Raw genomic sequence first — 15,182 nt, forward strand, 5'->3', positions numbered from 1 at the left:
GACTATGAAACGCTATACAATTTTACTTTACACCCTCCTTTTCTTCTCCGCCACTTCCTGCGAATTGGCCCTGGAGCCTTACAACGGGAAAGATGCCGCTACGCTGTTCAATACCGTCGAAGGGGTGCAGGATGCCACAACGGGGAATTACAGCTTCCTCAAGACGCTTGATTACGCTACCTTCTACCATTTCCTGACCGAGTACCCCAGCGATAATGTGACCCTGAGCGGCTCGACTGGCAATAATTTCTTTTTTGCTTACAACTACCGGCATCTGGTGGATATGACGCAGACGATCCGGTTCTGGCGGCGCGCCTACGAGCTGATCTACGGAGCCAACAAGGTGATTGAAAATGTAAGGGAAGGCACCACTCCTCAGCTGGACCAATTGCTCGGGGAAAACCTTTTCCTGCGGGCCATGGCCCATTTTGACCTGGTGAACACGTTCGGCCGGCCCTACGCACAGAATCAGGGGAGCGGTCTTGGCGTCATGATCCGGAAGGATACCGATGTGAGCGCCCTGCCGCCGCGGAGCACGGTCAAAGAGGTGTACGATTTTATCATCAGTGATCTGACGAAGGCTGCCACCCTGATGACTGTCCGCAAGAACAGCAGCTATGTGTCCCGGGAGGTAGCCCAGGCGCTGCTGGCACGGGTGTACCTGTTTAAGGAGGATAACGCCAAAGCCCTGGAGTACGCTAATCTGGTTATCAATTCTGACCGCTACAAACTGGTGGATACGGAAACCTATAAGAAGTATTTCACGATCTCGAACGAAAGCAACCCGGAAACAATCTTTGCGATAAGGCATACAGCGGTGGATGACCTGGCCAAAGGATCCATTGGCTCCATGTACGACGGTACCGACGGGTTAGGTTGGGGTGAGATGTATTCATCGGAAAGCTACCGCAAATTGCTTGACAAATATCCCCAAGATGTTCGGCATGCCTTTCAGAAACCTTTTTATATCAAGAATGCGACGGGCAACGATGTCCTGGCCACCCGAAACGGGATTCCCAAATATTTTATCTATAAATATTCGGGCCAGGATGGCATCCAGACCCTCAGTTCGCCGGTCTATCTACGCCTGGCCGAAATGTACCTGATTAGAGCCGAGGCTAATACCAAACTGGGCAATACTGCGGCGGCTCTGGACGATGTGAACCTGGTCCGGAAAAGAGCAGGGCTGTCGGGAGATGCATTATACTCAACCGGTGCTTTGAAAGGACATGACTCGGTACTGAGCGTGGTTCTGGAGGAGCGTCGGATCGAGCTGGCCTTTGAAGCGCTCAGGAAGTTCGATGTGTTCCGCAACAACCTTCCCCTGGTGCGGGATTATCCCGGCTACCATTTGCTGAGTGGCCAGAATACGCAGGTTATCCAGCCTAACGATCCGCGGGTAGTGTATTTCATCCCCCAGCAGGAAATCGTCCTAAATCCGAATTTGGTTCAAAATCCCTAAATACAGGAATTTTAGACACCAAATTAGGGTGAGGTAAAGGTCTGACCCAAGCGGAGGAATTCCTCCGCTTGGGTCCTAAAGCGTGCTGGCATGTATAAGCTCTTACGGTTCATCATTTTCCTTTTCTGGGTTTGCCGAGTAGGATATACGGCCAGGCACAATTTCTGGACAGTAGACTGTATCGTTTGCGGAATGGCACCATATCCCATTGGGACGAGTTCCCGGCGACCCATGACGGTAGCCAATTGCGGATCATTTTTGAATCAGCACGCAATACCCCACGGCCCCGTCGGTCGAGCGCACCCGGCAGGTGTAATTGCCGTCGTACTCCAGCAAGTCTCGACTCTGGATGACAACCGGGTTGGCAAATAAGTCTTTTTTGAGTACCGGCTCTTTTAGCGCAGCATCCAATAGGGCGTAATCCGGTTCCTTTGGAATGCTCTGCGGGGATTGGGGGGCGAACAATGCGCCGGATCCAGCCATGGCGGCAGCACCGGATTTGAGGAAGTTCCTGCGTGAATTTGGCATGTCATTTGGTAGGTTTAGAGTTATCCGAAGATAACAGGCTGACGGGTTGGACGAGCGCGCCGCTGGTAGCTATGTCCCAGGCTGCGAAACGTACCCATTTTTTATCCGTGGCATCGAACGGCAGGATAAATTTCTTGCGGCCAAAGGGCGGCAGGTCAGTGGTCGTGATGATTTGTCGGTCGGTCTTTTCTCCATCTCCCCAGACTAATTCCACAAAATCGAGCGGAAAAGTCCACTCCACTTCGGCGGTGATGGTTCGTTTGGCACCCGTGCCCTGCACGGAGTATGATGGAATGAGGACTTCTCCGGTCGAGACGAAGTAGTCGCCCCGGCGTAGGACATTTATAATGGAGCTCATGTCGTCCACGGTGGGGACACTGTCCAGTTTGAGGTAGTTGACGGGCGATAGGCCGTAGGTATCGTCATAGGGCGGCTTGCCCCGATCGCCGTAGTCGGAACGGCCTTCCGAAATGGCCAGGGCAAATTTGGGCGGCAGGTTTCGCGCCGCCATCCAGTTGTTCACTTCATCCCAGAGGTTCAGGAAGCGGTATTCGCCTAAACGCGTCTCGGAGGCATCGATGCCCATGCCCCAGCGGTAGCCGAGGCTGAAAAAGTTTTGGTGTAAAAACTGCGGCGCGTCCCTAATGGCATCGGGATAGCCCGTCGAACCCTTCGAACCCGGGTGCGGTATGGAGATCAGGGCGTTTTCGTGCTCCGTCATCGCCATCAGGTCAGCGGGGCTTCCCAGGTTGTAAACTCTGCCGTATCTCGGATGCTGTTCCACCAGGGGTTGGCCGGGCTTGCGTTCATTTTGCCAAAAAGTGGGCCTCGATATCAGCAAATCGTGGTGTCCGCCCAGCTCGTAGGTACGACCGCTGGTGCTGTTTTCATCGTTGGGCATGACCAGAAAATCCCGGTCGGACTGTCGCCGGGCAGCGTCGTAATACTCAGCCTGCGCTTTGAGGAAAGACTCACCTACCTCCCGCCGGGCCGGGCCGCGCACCCCGTCGATCACGCCATAGATATTTACCCCGATTCCCTTCATGGTTTCCACATCGTTGAGCCGATTGTCGTGGCCGCCCAGTTCGTCGAGCCTTTCCACCAGGCCAACGTGGTAGTGCGATCCCATCACCTTATAACCGGGCAGGGGCTTGAAGAAGTCCCGATGCGTGAAGGCAAGCGCAGCTTCCAGAGCGTCCGAGCCATTGCCGGAGCTAACGTGCAGGAAGACGGGCATCCGTTGCCATGTACCGGGCCGGGCGCTGTACAACGCGAAGTTTTGGTAAAACTCGGCTTCGTCCTCTTTTTCGGCCTGCTGCATTCCGATGGAAAAGGTAGAGTCACTGTCTTTGCGATACCAACTGTATCCCAGATTCTTACCGGTTTCCCGCGCCCAATAAAAGCTGTGCGGCGGCGGGAATACGGCGATGCTCCCACCCGGCACTTCGGCGGCGATCAGGCGGTTGCTGCTCCACACGGTAGCAGGCGAGTCGCCTACCGGGCCACCCAGGCGATACTCCTGGTTATGGTTGGATAGATCACGCCACAGAAGACGAGACGCAGGACGGATGGGCAATCCCTTAATGCCCGCATCGTACTTGAATGCCGCCGAGGTTGCGGACGTTTTAGCACTAACCATTTGGCGAATCAGATTGGAACCTTTGAATATATCGTATTGCAAATACCCGGTAAAAATGCCCGCCTCGACGCCGGGAAACACAATTTCGAGCCGACCTCCGTTGGTTTTCACCGAGCATCCCGTCGCCCGAAACTGTGCCGTGGCCCGATTGATCTCCTCAGGTTTGCGCGGCATTCCGGGATGATTGGCAAAGGCTTCCCGCGCCGGGATGGAGGTTTTGTGCGAAAGGGGAGGAACGTCCGGCATAAACAAAGGCGCGTCCCAGAAGGCGTCCCACTTGATTTCGTTCAGTTTTTCGGCGGTCAGCGGCACGCCCAGGGCTTCGAGTGGCTCCGTTTGCTGTCGCGTGACGCGCCGCACCCCCGATACGATGCGGTACTCTGGAATCACGTGGGTAGCCAGCACCCGCCACTGGCCCCCCGATGGCCGCAGGGCCAGTTCGCGAATGGTAGGTACACCGCGCTCGATCACAAACCGGAGCCGTAGTTCGCTCTTTCGCTCGCCGTTCCACGTAAGGGTCAGGGTTTGGCCCGCAACCATTGCTATAAGTCCCGGCTGGGGTTTGTAGGCAGTGAGATTACAGTTGAGTGAATCGGCGCGAGCAGTCGAGACGAGGCAGAACACGGCTGCCGTCAGTAACCAATGCAGATGCCTTCTTTTAGCTTTGTCGGTATTTACAATTTGCATCAGGCTCTGTTCAAGGCATCAAAGACATTACACAATCCGTTCGGCGGATTTCCACAGGGTCTCGTCGTATCGAATCCCTAAGCCCGGCGTTTTGGGGATCTCAACTTTCCCCTGTTGCACCCGGATAGCGGGCGTGTACCAGGTGGGCTCTTGCTCGCTGGGGTTGTCAACGAATTCCTGCAAGCCGTAGAGATTGGGTGCGAGGGCGGCAAACTGCCAGAACGGGCCAATGAGCGGGTCGGCTTTGGGGGTATGGGGAGCAATGTCTTTGCCGTGCATCCGGGCGATTTCGGCCACCTGCAACGCCCGCAGAATGCCCCCGTTGTAGTATAAATCGGGTTGTAGGAGGTCATACACGCCGGTCCGGGCCAGCCGTTCGAAGCGGTACAGGCTGGTGTCCTGCTCCCCTCCGGCGAGCTTTACTTTTTTCAGGGCCTGATTGACCTGCCGGATACCCTCCTCATTCTCAAAATTGCAGGGTTCTTCAAAAATCACCACGCCGTAATCTTCCAGTAGCTTGCCCGTTGCTATGCCCTGTTCGGGCGAAAACGACCCGTTGGCATCGGCATAAATCGTGGCGGCATCGCCGAGTTTTTTGCGTACCATCGGCACAAATAGCCGAGTGCGTTTGTCGTCGTCAGCCGTGTTGACCATCCGGCCCCCAACTTTGATTTTTACGCCCGTCGCGCCCGTTGCGGCCAACTTCTGGGCCAACCGTTCCACCACCACTTCGGTGGGTTCGCCCCCGCGCCAGAAGTCGGAGATATAAACCGGATAATCACTTCTAACGGGTTTGCCAAGTAGTGTGTAGGTCGGTTTTTTAGCAAGTTGCCCCAGCAAATCCCAGGTAGCAATCTCGACCGAGCCAATACAATTCCAGAGCGGCATCCCGGCGTACTTGTAGTTGCTGTTGAGTCGGTAGGCGTTATCGACCAGAGCAGGCAAATCGCGGGCGTCTTTCCCTACAAAATGCGGCAACACCAGCCCTTTGAGCAGCGAGGTCAGGTTGGGCATCCGGTCATTGCAGACCGTGATACCCCGGGTTCCGTCCTGCGCGGTAACGACCAGAAACAGCCGATTCTGCGCTTTGAGCAACGCAACGGTTTGGATTTTTATCGGGTCGGGAAATATTTTTTTAAGATCCGGCAAGGGCCAGGTCGGTAAAGGATCATCAGCCAAACCGAAGTCTGACTTAGCTGTCGAACCATTTCCACTAATCGGGGAGAAGATCGCTGCACCGACTACCGTTTTCAGAAAATCACGCCGCTTATTGTCCATAATCGCTACTTTTTCTCCGGTTTCAAATCCCGGTTTTTCAGGTACTTCACTTCCAACTGATGGTACAGCTCCTGCCGGTGCTGCATGTTGGACTGCATCAAATAGAGAGAAAGGAGTCCGCTGTCTTCGTGGGCGGTAAGCAGCAGGCGGCCATCCGCCGAAAAGTCGAGGTACTCGGTACGCGGGCTGGGTTGTTCCAAAACCTTCACGCCGTCGCGCAGCCGGTAAAACGTCATCACGTGCTGGTGTCCGCCAGTGACCAGGAAATGGCCGTCTCCCGTAAAGGCCACGGCTTCGATTCTTTCCGGCTCCGTAAATTCGTAAATCATTTTACCCGTTTCCAGCTCGAAGACCCGCGCCGCGCTGTCGAAGCCACCCGTGGCCACCAATTTCTGGTCGTTGGAAATACGAACCGATTTCACCGAACCCTTCGGCCCCTCGTAGGTACGGATTACTTTGGGACTGGAACCGGACAAATCGACCAGCCGGGCGAAGCCGAAGTAGTCGGTTTTCTTGGTTTGCGGATTGGGGGTTTGGATATTGCCGCCCACCACGATGCGCTTGTCGTCGGCGGTAAAATCGAGCGAATTGATGGTCGAACCGACGTTGAGCGTCCCCGCAGGTTTCAGCGTATTGGCGTCAAAGAGCAAAAGGTCGCCTTCCTCCGATCCGGCGGCGATCGTTTTGCCGTCGTGCGACCAGGTGATGCCGTCCAGGCTGCTCTTCACCTCGACCTTTTTTAATCCCTGGCCCGTCTTGGTGTCCCAGATTTTGACAAAAAAATCTTCGTCGCCCGTCACGAAGCGCTTGCCGTCGGGCGAGAAAGCCGCGCATTCGATTTCGGCATTCTGGTCTTTCTCCCACAGCAGCGAGCCGTCGGCCACGCGCCACACCCGCACCGCCGGGCCAAACTTGGAGACCGACACCGCCGTCCGCCCGTCGGGCGAAATCCGGGCCGCCTCGACCGCGCGCATGGCCGGGGCAAAGTCGGCCACGCGGTGCCAGACGGTGAATAGCTCCGGGACGTCGGGATGATAAATGTCTTCCTGCGCCAGCGCGAGGGCGGGCAGGAGCAGCAGGGCGAGCAGGGGTTTTACCAGGTTTCGATTCATGCTATGTTTGATTTTTTTGTTAATTGGCTTCAACGTAAAAGGTCAAATCGCGCCAGGCACACACGTCGGGGTAGCCGTTGGTGCCGGGCGGGATAGCGATGCGCTGCCGGAAATCGGCAGGAAAGTGCGCCGACTCGTAGGCGCGGGCATTGGCCGGGTGGTCGAAGGGTTTGGTGGGATCGGCGGCTGCGGGCGGAAAAACGCCGTTGCCATCGCGCCGGATGCCGTGCCCCCCGGCGTAGTTACCGATAAAGTTGTTTGCCAACGTGAAACCGCACTCTGCTCCCCTCTTATCCAGCATAATCAGAAAAGCATATCGTTTGCCGGGCCTCAGCACGACGGGTTTATCGGCTGGCAACTCGAAGCGGAGGAGTCTGCCCTTGAGACTTGGATGACCCGGTGGCACGGGGACGGTTTCATCGACGAAGCCAAAGGAAGTTTTCCCAGGAAACACCGCACCCGAAAATACGGCCAGGGGAGTGTACGTCTCGCCGGTAAAATAATCGTCACGAAGGGGGGCAATCTCGCCCCCAGGGCGGTTGTGCGGAAAGCCGTGGAAGGCTTCGGTCGTCGGATCGGAGCCATTGTCGTTCAGAATGGGTTCGCCAGCTACTTCATATAGCTGAATTGACACAGGCTTTTGGTAGGTATTGGGCCGCACCACGTTGCTACCATAACCAGTAGACACCGTGATGGCCGTAAGGGTTTTGGGCGTTTTCCCAGAAAATAGAAAGGTCTGTCCCAGGTCACGGTCTCGCTTTATGTAGGATATCTCTTGTCCTGTTGCTGTAAAGTAGCCCCAGCTATCGGTCTCACACTCGGAACCACCCGACCATTTGTAGCTGTCATGATCATCAAAAATGATGGAAGTGTTGCCGCCCTTGTCGTAGCCCCCGTAAGCCGCTATCACATTGTGGGTTGGCGCAGCGGCAACAACAGACAGCCTTAGCCCGTCCCTGCCCTTCTGGCAGCAGCAATTACCCAGCGAAAAGCTAACTAGTAGGGCAGACCAAGCAGAGTTTATAGAAATTTTCAATACAATATCGTTCATTTTCAATACTTGAACAATGCTTTGGCGCGCTTTTCATTGATGGTCAGCCCCAGGCCATTGCCTTTAGGCAACAGCATTTCGCCGTTTTTGAACGCGATGCCTTCGTCGAAGATAGAGCAAATTGTCTGGTAGCGGTCGGCGTCGATGTACTCCACCATCGGCCCGCAGTTGGGAACCGAAGCCAGAATCTGCATCGTCGCCGCGCTGCCCTGCATGGGTTTGGTGTTGTGCGGTACTACGGGCTTGTGGTGCAAACCGGCAATGTGGCAGATTTTCAGCCCCTCCGTGATGCCGCCGGACTTGATGAAATCGGTGTTGATCATGTCGGGCTTCCCCTTTTCGATCAGGTCTTTTACCATCCAGCGGGTGTAGCACTTTTCACCCGCCAGGACCGGAATCGTCAGCGCATCGACCACCGTAGCTAAGTCGTCGAGGTTTTCGTTCGGGCAGGGGCTCTCGTAGAACTTCATGCCCATTCCTTCCAGTGTTTTGCCGATTTCGATGGCGCGGTAGCCCGTATAGCCCTCGTTGGGGTCGAGGAACAGATCGACGCTGTCGGGCAGGGCTTTTCGCATAGCGGTGTAGTATTTCAGGCAAGGGTCGTCTTTGGGGTTGATGTTGTACTCCCGAATCTGCGCCCGGATTTTCACCATCTTAAAGCCCTTTTCAGCCAATTTAACGGCCTGCTCCACAGCTTCTTTCACCGGAATGGCCCCGCCCTTGATGCCAAACCCGGCGTAAGCGGGTACGCTATCCCGAAACTTGCCGCCAATCAGTTGATAAACCGGGACGCCCAACAATTTGGCTTTCAAATCCCAAAGGGCGCAATCGACCCCAGCAATGGCGTAGGTAAGCAAGCCGCCGGAGCCGAGATCGACGTTTTTCCAAAACATCTGCTCCCAAAGCTGCTCGGTGTCGAACGGACTTTTGCCCACCACCTGCGGCACGAGCAGGTCGTTGATGAGCCGCTCCACGACGTGGATGCCGTTGGCGCTGCTCTCGCCCCAGCCCACGGTGCCGTTGGTTGCCTCAATGCGGACGTACACGCCCCGGTCGTAGCCATCCTGAAACACCAGGCCCTTGATGTCCTTGATCTTGATGTCGCGGGGGACATCCCGGCTAACGGGCTGAGGAATATCCAACCCGACCAGCGAACCAGCGGTTAGCAGTCCGGTTTTCTTGAAAAAGTCTCTACGGGTTTTCATGGATCCTATTTAGGTTAACAGTCAACGAAGGCTAAGCTCCGCCTATTTACCCTCTGCTTTTACGAATAAAAACTTTTACCCCCTTTTGAGTGTCACCGGTTCAACACCGGGCTTACCCATTGTTCGCTCCAACATTACTTTGTCGTTTTATTTACCGCACGGGCGGTCTCGTCAAAATTGAATCAGTAGCTCGGATTCTGATCCAGATTTGGGTTCAGATCCAGTTCGCGGGCGGGAATGGGCCACAGGACGCGGTCGCGGTTGGCCTCGGTCAGGTTGGGGACGGTGCCCACGGCAATGTTCCAGCGGATGAGGTCGTACCAACGGTGCGGCTCAAAGGCCAGTTCCAGAAACCGCTCATCTCGGATGGCCTGTCGAACCTGTGCCTGGGTGGTGGCGGTGGTAGGGGGCAGGCCCGCCCGCGATCGAATCTGGTTCAGGAAGGGAATAGCTTCGTCGGTTTTTCCCATTTCATTCAGGCATTCGGCCCGTAGTAAAACAATATCGGCCAGCCGAAGGTACACCAGGTTGCTCGTCTGCGATCCCCGGTTGCTCACGCCGGGAGCGGCCTGCTCATACTTACGGATGTAGGCGTTGTTGTTGAACGTACCCAGGCTGGGCGCGGCCCTTGAATCGCCCACGCTGTTTTTGAAGGCGTCGATAATTTTCTGGTGCGGGCGCAACCGAAACGACGAGCCGGCATATTGAACCGTTTCGTTGTCCATGCCGTGGCCTTCGGTGGCGGTATTGGGCCGGAACGACATTTCGAAAATGGTTTCGGAGGTGTTCTGCTTGCCCACCTGAAAAATGTCGCCGAAGGCACTTCCGGCCACTAGCTTATACTGGGCATCGGCCATGATCTCTTCACACTCAGCCAATGCCAGGGCGTAATCAGGCTTTGGCTGTTGCAAATAGGCCTTGGCCAGCCAGGCCCGCGCCGAGCCTTTGGCAGGTCGGGCGCGGTTGTTGTTGGGGTGGGTGGCAGGCAACAGCTTTTCGGCTTCGAGGAGGTCCTTGAAGATCTGTGCATAGACCTCAGGAACCTCGCTCCGCTTCAGGTTAAAATCCTGAGTGGCTGATTTGGAAGGGCTTAGCGGAAGCGGGATTTTCCCCCACAGGCGCACCAATTGAAAAAAGGCCCAACCCCGAATAAAATACGCTTCGCCCAACACCCGGTCTTTTTGTAGCGCCGGGTCGTTGATCTTGGGTACATTGACCAGTACATCGTTGGCCGATTGAATCGCCTGATACACGTCCCGCCAGTGATCCAGTACATTGCCGTGGACGGAGGTGGCCACGAACGCTTCGTGGCGGGTAAAATTCCCGCCACTGTTGGCCCGCGAATCGTCGGCCAGCACCAGCGGCACCGTAATGAAATTCTGGGTCATCGAGTTTTGCATGAAGTTGTAGGCACTCATGAGCCCTGCCTCGGCATCGCCGGCTGTTTGCCAGAAGTTTTCGGCCACAATCTGACTCGGCGGAGCCAGTTCAAGCAACTCGCCACAGGACGATACCCAGAGCATACTGCTCAGGGCCAGCCACATGGCCGTACGACGGAAAAAGTATTGTGTCACTTTCATATTTTTAGAATTCGTTTTATTGAGTAGAAAGGTGATGAAGAATTAGAAACTTACACTGAGTCCTCCTGTCATGACGCGGGCCTGGGGCTGAGTCAGGTAATCGACCCCGAGCGACGGGATGCGCCCCCCCCCGGTGTTCTGGCTCTCTGGGTCGAAGCCCTTGTAATCGGTGATCGTGATCAGGTTCTGCCCGCTCACATACAGCCGCAGGTTGTTCAGGCCAATGCGCTGAATAAATGTTTTGGGTAGATTGTAGCTGAGCGTGATGTTGCGAAACCGCAGGAACGAACCGTCTTCCAAATACCGGCTCGATACGTCGGTGGGCGATGCGCCACTCACCGACGAAGAGCCGTAGAGTGCTTTGGGAACATCGGTGATGTCGCCCGGTTTTTGCCAGCGGCGCAGCGTTTCGGTGCTTTGGTTAAGGTCTTCGATCATGCCCGTCAGCACCGCCCGGGTCATATTGTAAATTTTGTTACCATACGACCAGTTCATCACTACGCTGATTTCCAGACCTTTGTAGCTAAACGTGTTGGTGAGACCGCCAATGAACTTAGGCAGAGCGTTTCCTATGAGCACCCGGTCGTCGGCGCGGGAGATAAACCCGTCGTTGTTCACGTCCAGAAAGGCGGCTTCACCTCCGCGTACGCCCCGCTCATACAGGTCGGTTACTTTTTTCTCGGGATCGTCAATACGTGGCACATCCTCATCCGAGGCATACACGCCGAGGTAGGTGTAGCCGTAGAAATTACCCACCGACTGACCTATGCGGTAGATGCTGTATGGCCCCTCGACCCCGTAGGTGTCGGGCAGTTTGAAGATAAAGTCCGAACCCAGGCGACCGTTGTCAGGAAGCGAGGTGATCCGGTTACGGTTGAACGAGATGTTGAAATTGGTGTTCCATTTGAAAGGCCCCGCCAGGTTGACGGTGTTGATGGTGAACTCTAACCCTTTATTCTCCATTGAACCGATGTTGGCGTTTCCAATTCCTCCAAAGCCTGACGTGTAGGGCAATTGCCGCTCAAAAATAAGGTCGTTGGTTCGTTTTAGGTAGACATCGGCAGTTAGGCTCAGTCGGTTGTTCAACAGCGACATATCCAACCCGGCATTGGCGGCGGCGGTCGATTCCCAGCCGAGTTCGGGATTGGGGATATTGGCCTGTCCAATCCCGGGGTTTCCGTCGTAGTTGCGACCAGTACTGTAGAGGGCTAAAGCCGGATAGTCTCCCCCCAGACCCTCCTGGTTGCCCGTTACGCCGTAGCCCGCCCGCAGCTTGAGATCGTTGATAATTCGATTGTCTTTCAGGAACGGCTCCTCCGAAATGCGCCATCCCGCCGACAATGCCGGAAACACGCCGTAGCGTTTGTTGGCCCCGAATCGGCTGCTGCCATCGACCCTAAAACTGGCATCCACCAGATACTTGTCCTGGAAATTATAGCTGGCCCGACCAAAATACGACAACAGGGCCCACTCCGAGACGTTCTGGAATGGAATGTAAGGATCGGCGATGGCAATGGTCTTAATGATGTTGGAGCCAGCCGTTTGTCCTCCCGTTTGCAGAAAATTAGACGCCGATCGCTGGAAACCCGTACCCGCCAGCACCGACACCCGGTGACTGCCAAACCGCTGCTGGTAGGTGAGCGTGTTGTCCGTTACCCACGTAAACTGGTCGCTGCTGACGGCCTGGGCTTCGGCGCGGCCATTGCGGGCGATCACATAGCTTGGTACGTAACGCTGTTGACGGTCGGCCAGGTAGTCAATGCCAAAGGTAGTGCGGAAGGTCAGGTTTTTCAGGAAAGCATACTCGGCGTACAGATTGGAAATAACCCGTTTCTGGTTGCTTTCGGCCAAAATCTCGTTTGCCAAAAGTACGGGATTTTCGTTGTTGAGCGGATCTACGGAGTAGGTCCCGTCGGCATTCCGGACGGGCAGGTTGGGGTTTCGGGTGAGGGAGTTGGCCAAAATCGAAAAACCGCTGAAATCGTTGGCCACCCGATTTTGCAACGCATTGCTGAGCAGGGTACTGGTGCCGAACTTCAGTTGGTCAGTTGCCTGGTAATCGAGGTTTACCCGCAGATTGTAGCGTTTGTAATCCTGCCCGATGATGGTTCCTTTCTGATTGAAATACCCCAGTGAGGCAAACGTATTGACCCGCTCGTTGCCGCCCGCCACCGACAGATTGTAATTGCTGATCGGGGCAGTGCGGAAAATCTCATTCTGGTAATTTGTCGTCGTACCCGTGGGTACCACCTGACTGAACGGAAACTCCGTCAGCGGATTACGGCCCCGGTTCGTGAGCGATTCACGGAGCAATTCCACGTATTGATCGCCATTGAGCACGTCCAGTTTTTTGGTCACGCTCTGCACGCCCGTGTAGGCGTCGAAGTTGAACCGCGCCTTGCCCGACTTTCCCCGTTTGGTAGTAATGAGTACCACACCATTGCTACCCCGCGCCCCGTAAATCGCCGCGGCAGCGGCATCTTTCAGGATGTCTATGCTCTCGATGTCGTTGGGGTTGATGTCGGCCAGGGCCGACTGCCGTTGTCCGCCCGCGTCCAGCACGGTGCCGCCGAAGTTGTTGAGCGGCACGCCATCCACCACGTAGAGTGGGCGTGTTTCGCCGAGCAGTGAGGCTGTGCCCCGGATTCGGATGAAAATTTCTCCGGCGGGCGTGCCGGAGTTCTGAACCACCTGTACCCCGGCGGCCTTGCCCTGAAGCAAAGCGTCGGGACTGGTGACGGGCTGGTTTTGCAGGTCTTTGGCTTTTAGGGAAGTAATGGAGCTGGTCAGGTCGCCCTGCTGCGCGGTACCGTAGCCCACTACCACCACCTCATCCAGGGCCTTCAAATCCGGGGAGAGCGTGACATCCAGCGTGTTTTTGTTGCCTACGGCGACTTCCTGCGCCAGATAGCCCACAAACGAAAACACCAGCACTCCGCCCGCATCGGGGACGTTCAGTTCGTAGCGCCCTTCGGCGTCCGTGGTGGTACCCCGTGCGCTGCCTTTCAAGGTAATCGACACGCCGGGAAGCGGCTGCGCATTGTCGGAGGCCATCACCCGGCCCGAAACCCGCCGCTCCAAAGCAGCAGATGTCGGAGCTGCGGCGGTAGGCAGAGTGCTAAGTACATACACCGTCGGGCTGATGTGCTCATAGTGTATACCCAGCGGGGTGAGCAGGCTCGACAGGCTGGCGATCAGGTTATCGTTACCAGGCAATATAACGGTGGGCTTATTGTCAAGAAGGCGACTATCGTAGCCAAACCGAATTGAGAAGCGCTCTTCCAGGGTTTTCAGGGCCTGCCGTAGCGACACCGCCCGCTGTTTGGGAGTATCGGCATTGACTTGTTTGGCCCGCGAACTGGCCAGGACGGCCTGCGCCACGCCTGGCGAAGGTAGCCCGCTTGCGAGTAAGCCACAAGCAAGGACGAGCGGCTTGATGGATAGGTCTAGTTTTTTCATAATTATCAAGAAAAGAAGCGATTAGTGGCCCGCTGCGATGCGGATTGTTTTATCGGTTTGCGTAATGGAAAGGGAAAAAGCTTTAGATAGGGCTTTGAGCAGGATGTCCAGGTTGGCGTCGGGTAGTCGGGCCGTGAGGCGCCTATTGGGCAGCTCGGCATCGGCAAACTGCACGGAATATCCATAATTTTCCTCGATAATGCGGGCCACCTCCGAAATAGGCGTTTCGTCGAACACCAATTCATCGGAAACCCAGGCCAGGTGTTCGTCCGTTTCGGTCTGACTGGTGAACGTCAGGCTTTGGGCATCGGCAATTTCTGCCAAATCGCCAGGGAGCATATCCAGCGTCCGGATGGGCTGAGCATTTGGGTGCTTCATATCCAGTACTTTCAGTCGGATGTGGCCCTCGTTCAAAACGACCTTCACGCGCTTGTTACGGGTCGATACGTCGAACTGCGTCCCCAGTACTTCCACCGCCACATTGTTGGCCCGCACCACGAACTTGACAGGCTGCCCGGCGACGCTCTTTTTGCTAATCTGAAAAAAGGCCTCCCCCCGCAGCGATACCTCACGCCGGGTGGCAGACCATTGGACAAACTGTAAAGTCGAATTGGCGTTTAGCATCACAACCGACCCATCGGGCAGGACGAATCGCTCTCGCTGGCCAAAAGGGGTCGAATGGTCGAATACTTTGTTAACTGGAGATGAGTATTCTTGCGCTACCGATGCGATGGCAGAATCGGGCTGAGCCTTCCCATTGTACAGCCAAAGCCCAAGCATACTGAGCAGAGCTACCGAAGCCGCAGCCAGCCAGTAGGAAAATCTACCTAATAATGAATGAGAATAAAGTGGCTTTTCCAGTACCCCGACCTCGGGTAATGGCTCGTTACCCGCCAGGCGCGCTTGTACCTGCATCAATTCGGCGGTTATTTCGCTATCGGTGAGTTTGTGGCGCGGCAGGGCGTCCAACTCGTGTACCAGGCGGGTGGCTTCCCGAATGACTGGAGCCTGGTCGGGGTGCCGGGCCAGCCAGGCCGTCCATTGTTGCACCGAAGCCGGGTCTGTCCGTCGCACGTAGTGCCGGTAGGTTGGGTCATCGACCAGAATCAGCGGGTCGGTAATGCGTTCGTCCATTGGTTTTTTTACCATAGGACGGAAAGAGCAAGACTTTTTACCGGGTA

The 15,182-nt window shown here is 55.8% G+C and carries 10 protein-coding genes; 1 reads left to right on the plus strand and 9 read right to left on the minus strand.

What is annotated here, in order from left to right:
- Positions 1 to 4: 4 nt before the first annotated feature.
- Positions 5 to 1,462, plus strand: coding sequence for a RagB/SusD family nutrient uptake outer membrane protein (locus IE117_RS24070; RefSeq protein WP_189568264.1), 1,458 nt, complete (start codon positions 5 to 7; stop codon positions 1,460 to 1,462).
- Positions 1,463 to 1,714: 252 nt separating this feature from the next.
- On the opposite strand, the gene IE117_RS24075 is transcribed toward IE117_RS24070, so the two are convergent.
- The 9 genes from IE117_RS24075 to IE117_RS24115 form a co-directional block, all read right to left on the minus strand.
- Positions 1,715 to 1,990, minus strand: coding sequence for a twin-arginine translocation signal domain-containing protein (locus IE117_RS24075; protein WP_189568266.1), 276 nt, complete (start codon positions 1,988 to 1,990; stop codon positions 1,715 to 1,717).
- 1 nt (position 1,991) lies between these two features.
- On the minus strand, positions 1,992 to 4,316 hold the full coding sequence (locus tag IE117_RS24080) for a CehA/McbA family metallohydrolase domain-containing protein (RefSeq protein ID WP_189568268.1): 2,325 nt from the start codon (positions 4,314 to 4,316) through the stop codon (positions 1,992 to 1,994).
- A gap of 27 nt (positions 4,317 to 4,343) precedes the next feature.
- Positions 4,344 to 5,594, minus strand: a complete 1,251-nt coding sequence (locus tag IE117_RS24085) for a mandelate racemase/muconate lactonizing enzyme family protein (protein WP_189568270.1) — start codon at positions 5,592 to 5,594, stop codon at positions 4,344 to 4,346.
- 5 nt (positions 5,595 to 5,599) lie between these two features.
- Positions 5,600 to 6,706 carry a WD40 repeat domain-containing protein gene (locus IE117_RS24090; protein ID WP_189568272.1) on the minus strand — a complete coding sequence of 369 codons (1,107 nt, stop codon included), beginning with the start codon at positions 6,704 to 6,706 and terminating at the stop codon, positions 5,600 to 5,602.
- A gap of 19 nt (positions 6,707 to 6,725) precedes the next feature.
- Positions 6,726 to 7,757: a hypothetical protein gene (locus IE117_RS24095; protein WP_229581401.1), complete on the minus strand. Its 1,032-nt coding sequence runs from the start codon at positions 7,755 to 7,757 to the stop codon at positions 6,726 to 6,728.
- A gap of 2 nt (positions 7,758 to 7,759) precedes the next feature.
- A complete protein-coding gene (locus tag IE117_RS24100) occupies positions 7,760 to 8,962 on the minus strand; it encodes a mandelate racemase/muconate lactonizing enzyme family protein (protein WP_189568273.1) in 1,203 nt (400 codons plus the stop codon).
- Between the two features lie 182 nt (positions 8,963 to 9,144).
- Positions 9,145 to 10,542, minus strand: a complete 1,398-nt coding sequence (locus IE117_RS24105) for a RagB/SusD family nutrient uptake outer membrane protein (RefSeq protein ID WP_189568275.1) — start codon at positions 10,540 to 10,542, stop codon at positions 9,145 to 9,147.
- Positions 10,543 to 10,584: 42 nt separating this feature from the next.
- Positions 10,585 to 14,001 carry a SusC/RagA family TonB-linked outer membrane protein gene (locus tag IE117_RS24110; protein ID WP_189568277.1) on the minus strand — a complete coding sequence of 1,139 codons (3,417 nt, stop codon included), beginning with the start codon at positions 13,999 to 14,001 and terminating at the stop codon, positions 10,585 to 10,587.
- Between the two features lie 21 nt (positions 14,002 to 14,022).
- Entirely contained in the window at positions 14,023 to 15,150 is a 1,128-nt protein-coding gene (locus IE117_RS24115; RefSeq protein ID WP_189568279.1) for a FecR family protein, read from the minus strand.
- Positions 15,151 to 15,182 lie beyond the last annotated feature (32 nt).

Origin of the sequence: Persicitalea jodogahamensis (genome assembly GCF_014651615.1) — a bacterium.
Lineage (GTDB): Bacteria > Bacteroidota > Bacteroidia > Cytophagales > Spirosomataceae > Persicitalea > Persicitalea jodogahamensis.

Excerpts from the sequence above, each read along its gene's own strand:
- IE117_RS24095 (WP_229581401.1), bottom strand. The coding sequence starts at position 7,757 with ATGAACGATATTGTATTGAAAATTTCTATAAACTCTGCTTGGTCTGCC.
- IE117_RS24075 (WP_189568266.1), bottom strand. The coding sequence starts at position 1,990 with ATGCCAAATTCACGCAGGAACTTCCTCAAATCCGGTGCTGCCGCCATG.
- IE117_RS24070 (WP_189568264.1), top strand. The coding sequence starts at position 5 with ATGAAACGCTATACAATTTTACTTTACACCCTCCTTTTCTTCTCCGCC.
- IE117_RS24105 (WP_189568275.1), bottom strand. The coding sequence starts at position 10,542 with ATGAAAGTGACACAATACTTTTTCCGTCGTACGGCCATGTGGCTGGCC.
- IE117_RS24090 (WP_189568272.1), bottom strand. The coding sequence starts at position 6,706 with ATGAATCGAAACCTGGTAAAACCCCTGCTCGCCCTGCTGCTCCTGCCC.
- IE117_RS24110 (WP_189568277.1), bottom strand. The coding sequence starts at position 14,001 with ATGAAAAAACTAGACCTATCCATCAAGCCGCTCGTCCTTGCTTGTGGC.
- IE117_RS24085 (WP_189568270.1), bottom strand. The coding sequence starts at position 5,594 with ATGGACAATAAGCGGCGTGATTTTCTGAAAACGGTAGTCGGTGCAGCG.
- IE117_RS24115 (WP_189568279.1), bottom strand. The coding sequence starts at position 15,150 with ATGGTAAAAAAACCAATGGACGAACGCATTACCGACCCGCTGATTCTG.
- IE117_RS24100 (WP_189568273.1), bottom strand. The coding sequence starts at position 8,962 with ATGAAAACCCGTAGAGACTTTTTCAAGAAAACCGGACTGCTAACCGCT.
- IE117_RS24080 (WP_189568268.1), bottom strand. The coding sequence starts at position 4,316 with ATGCAAATTGTAAATACCGACAAAGCTAAAAGAAGGCATCTGCATTGG.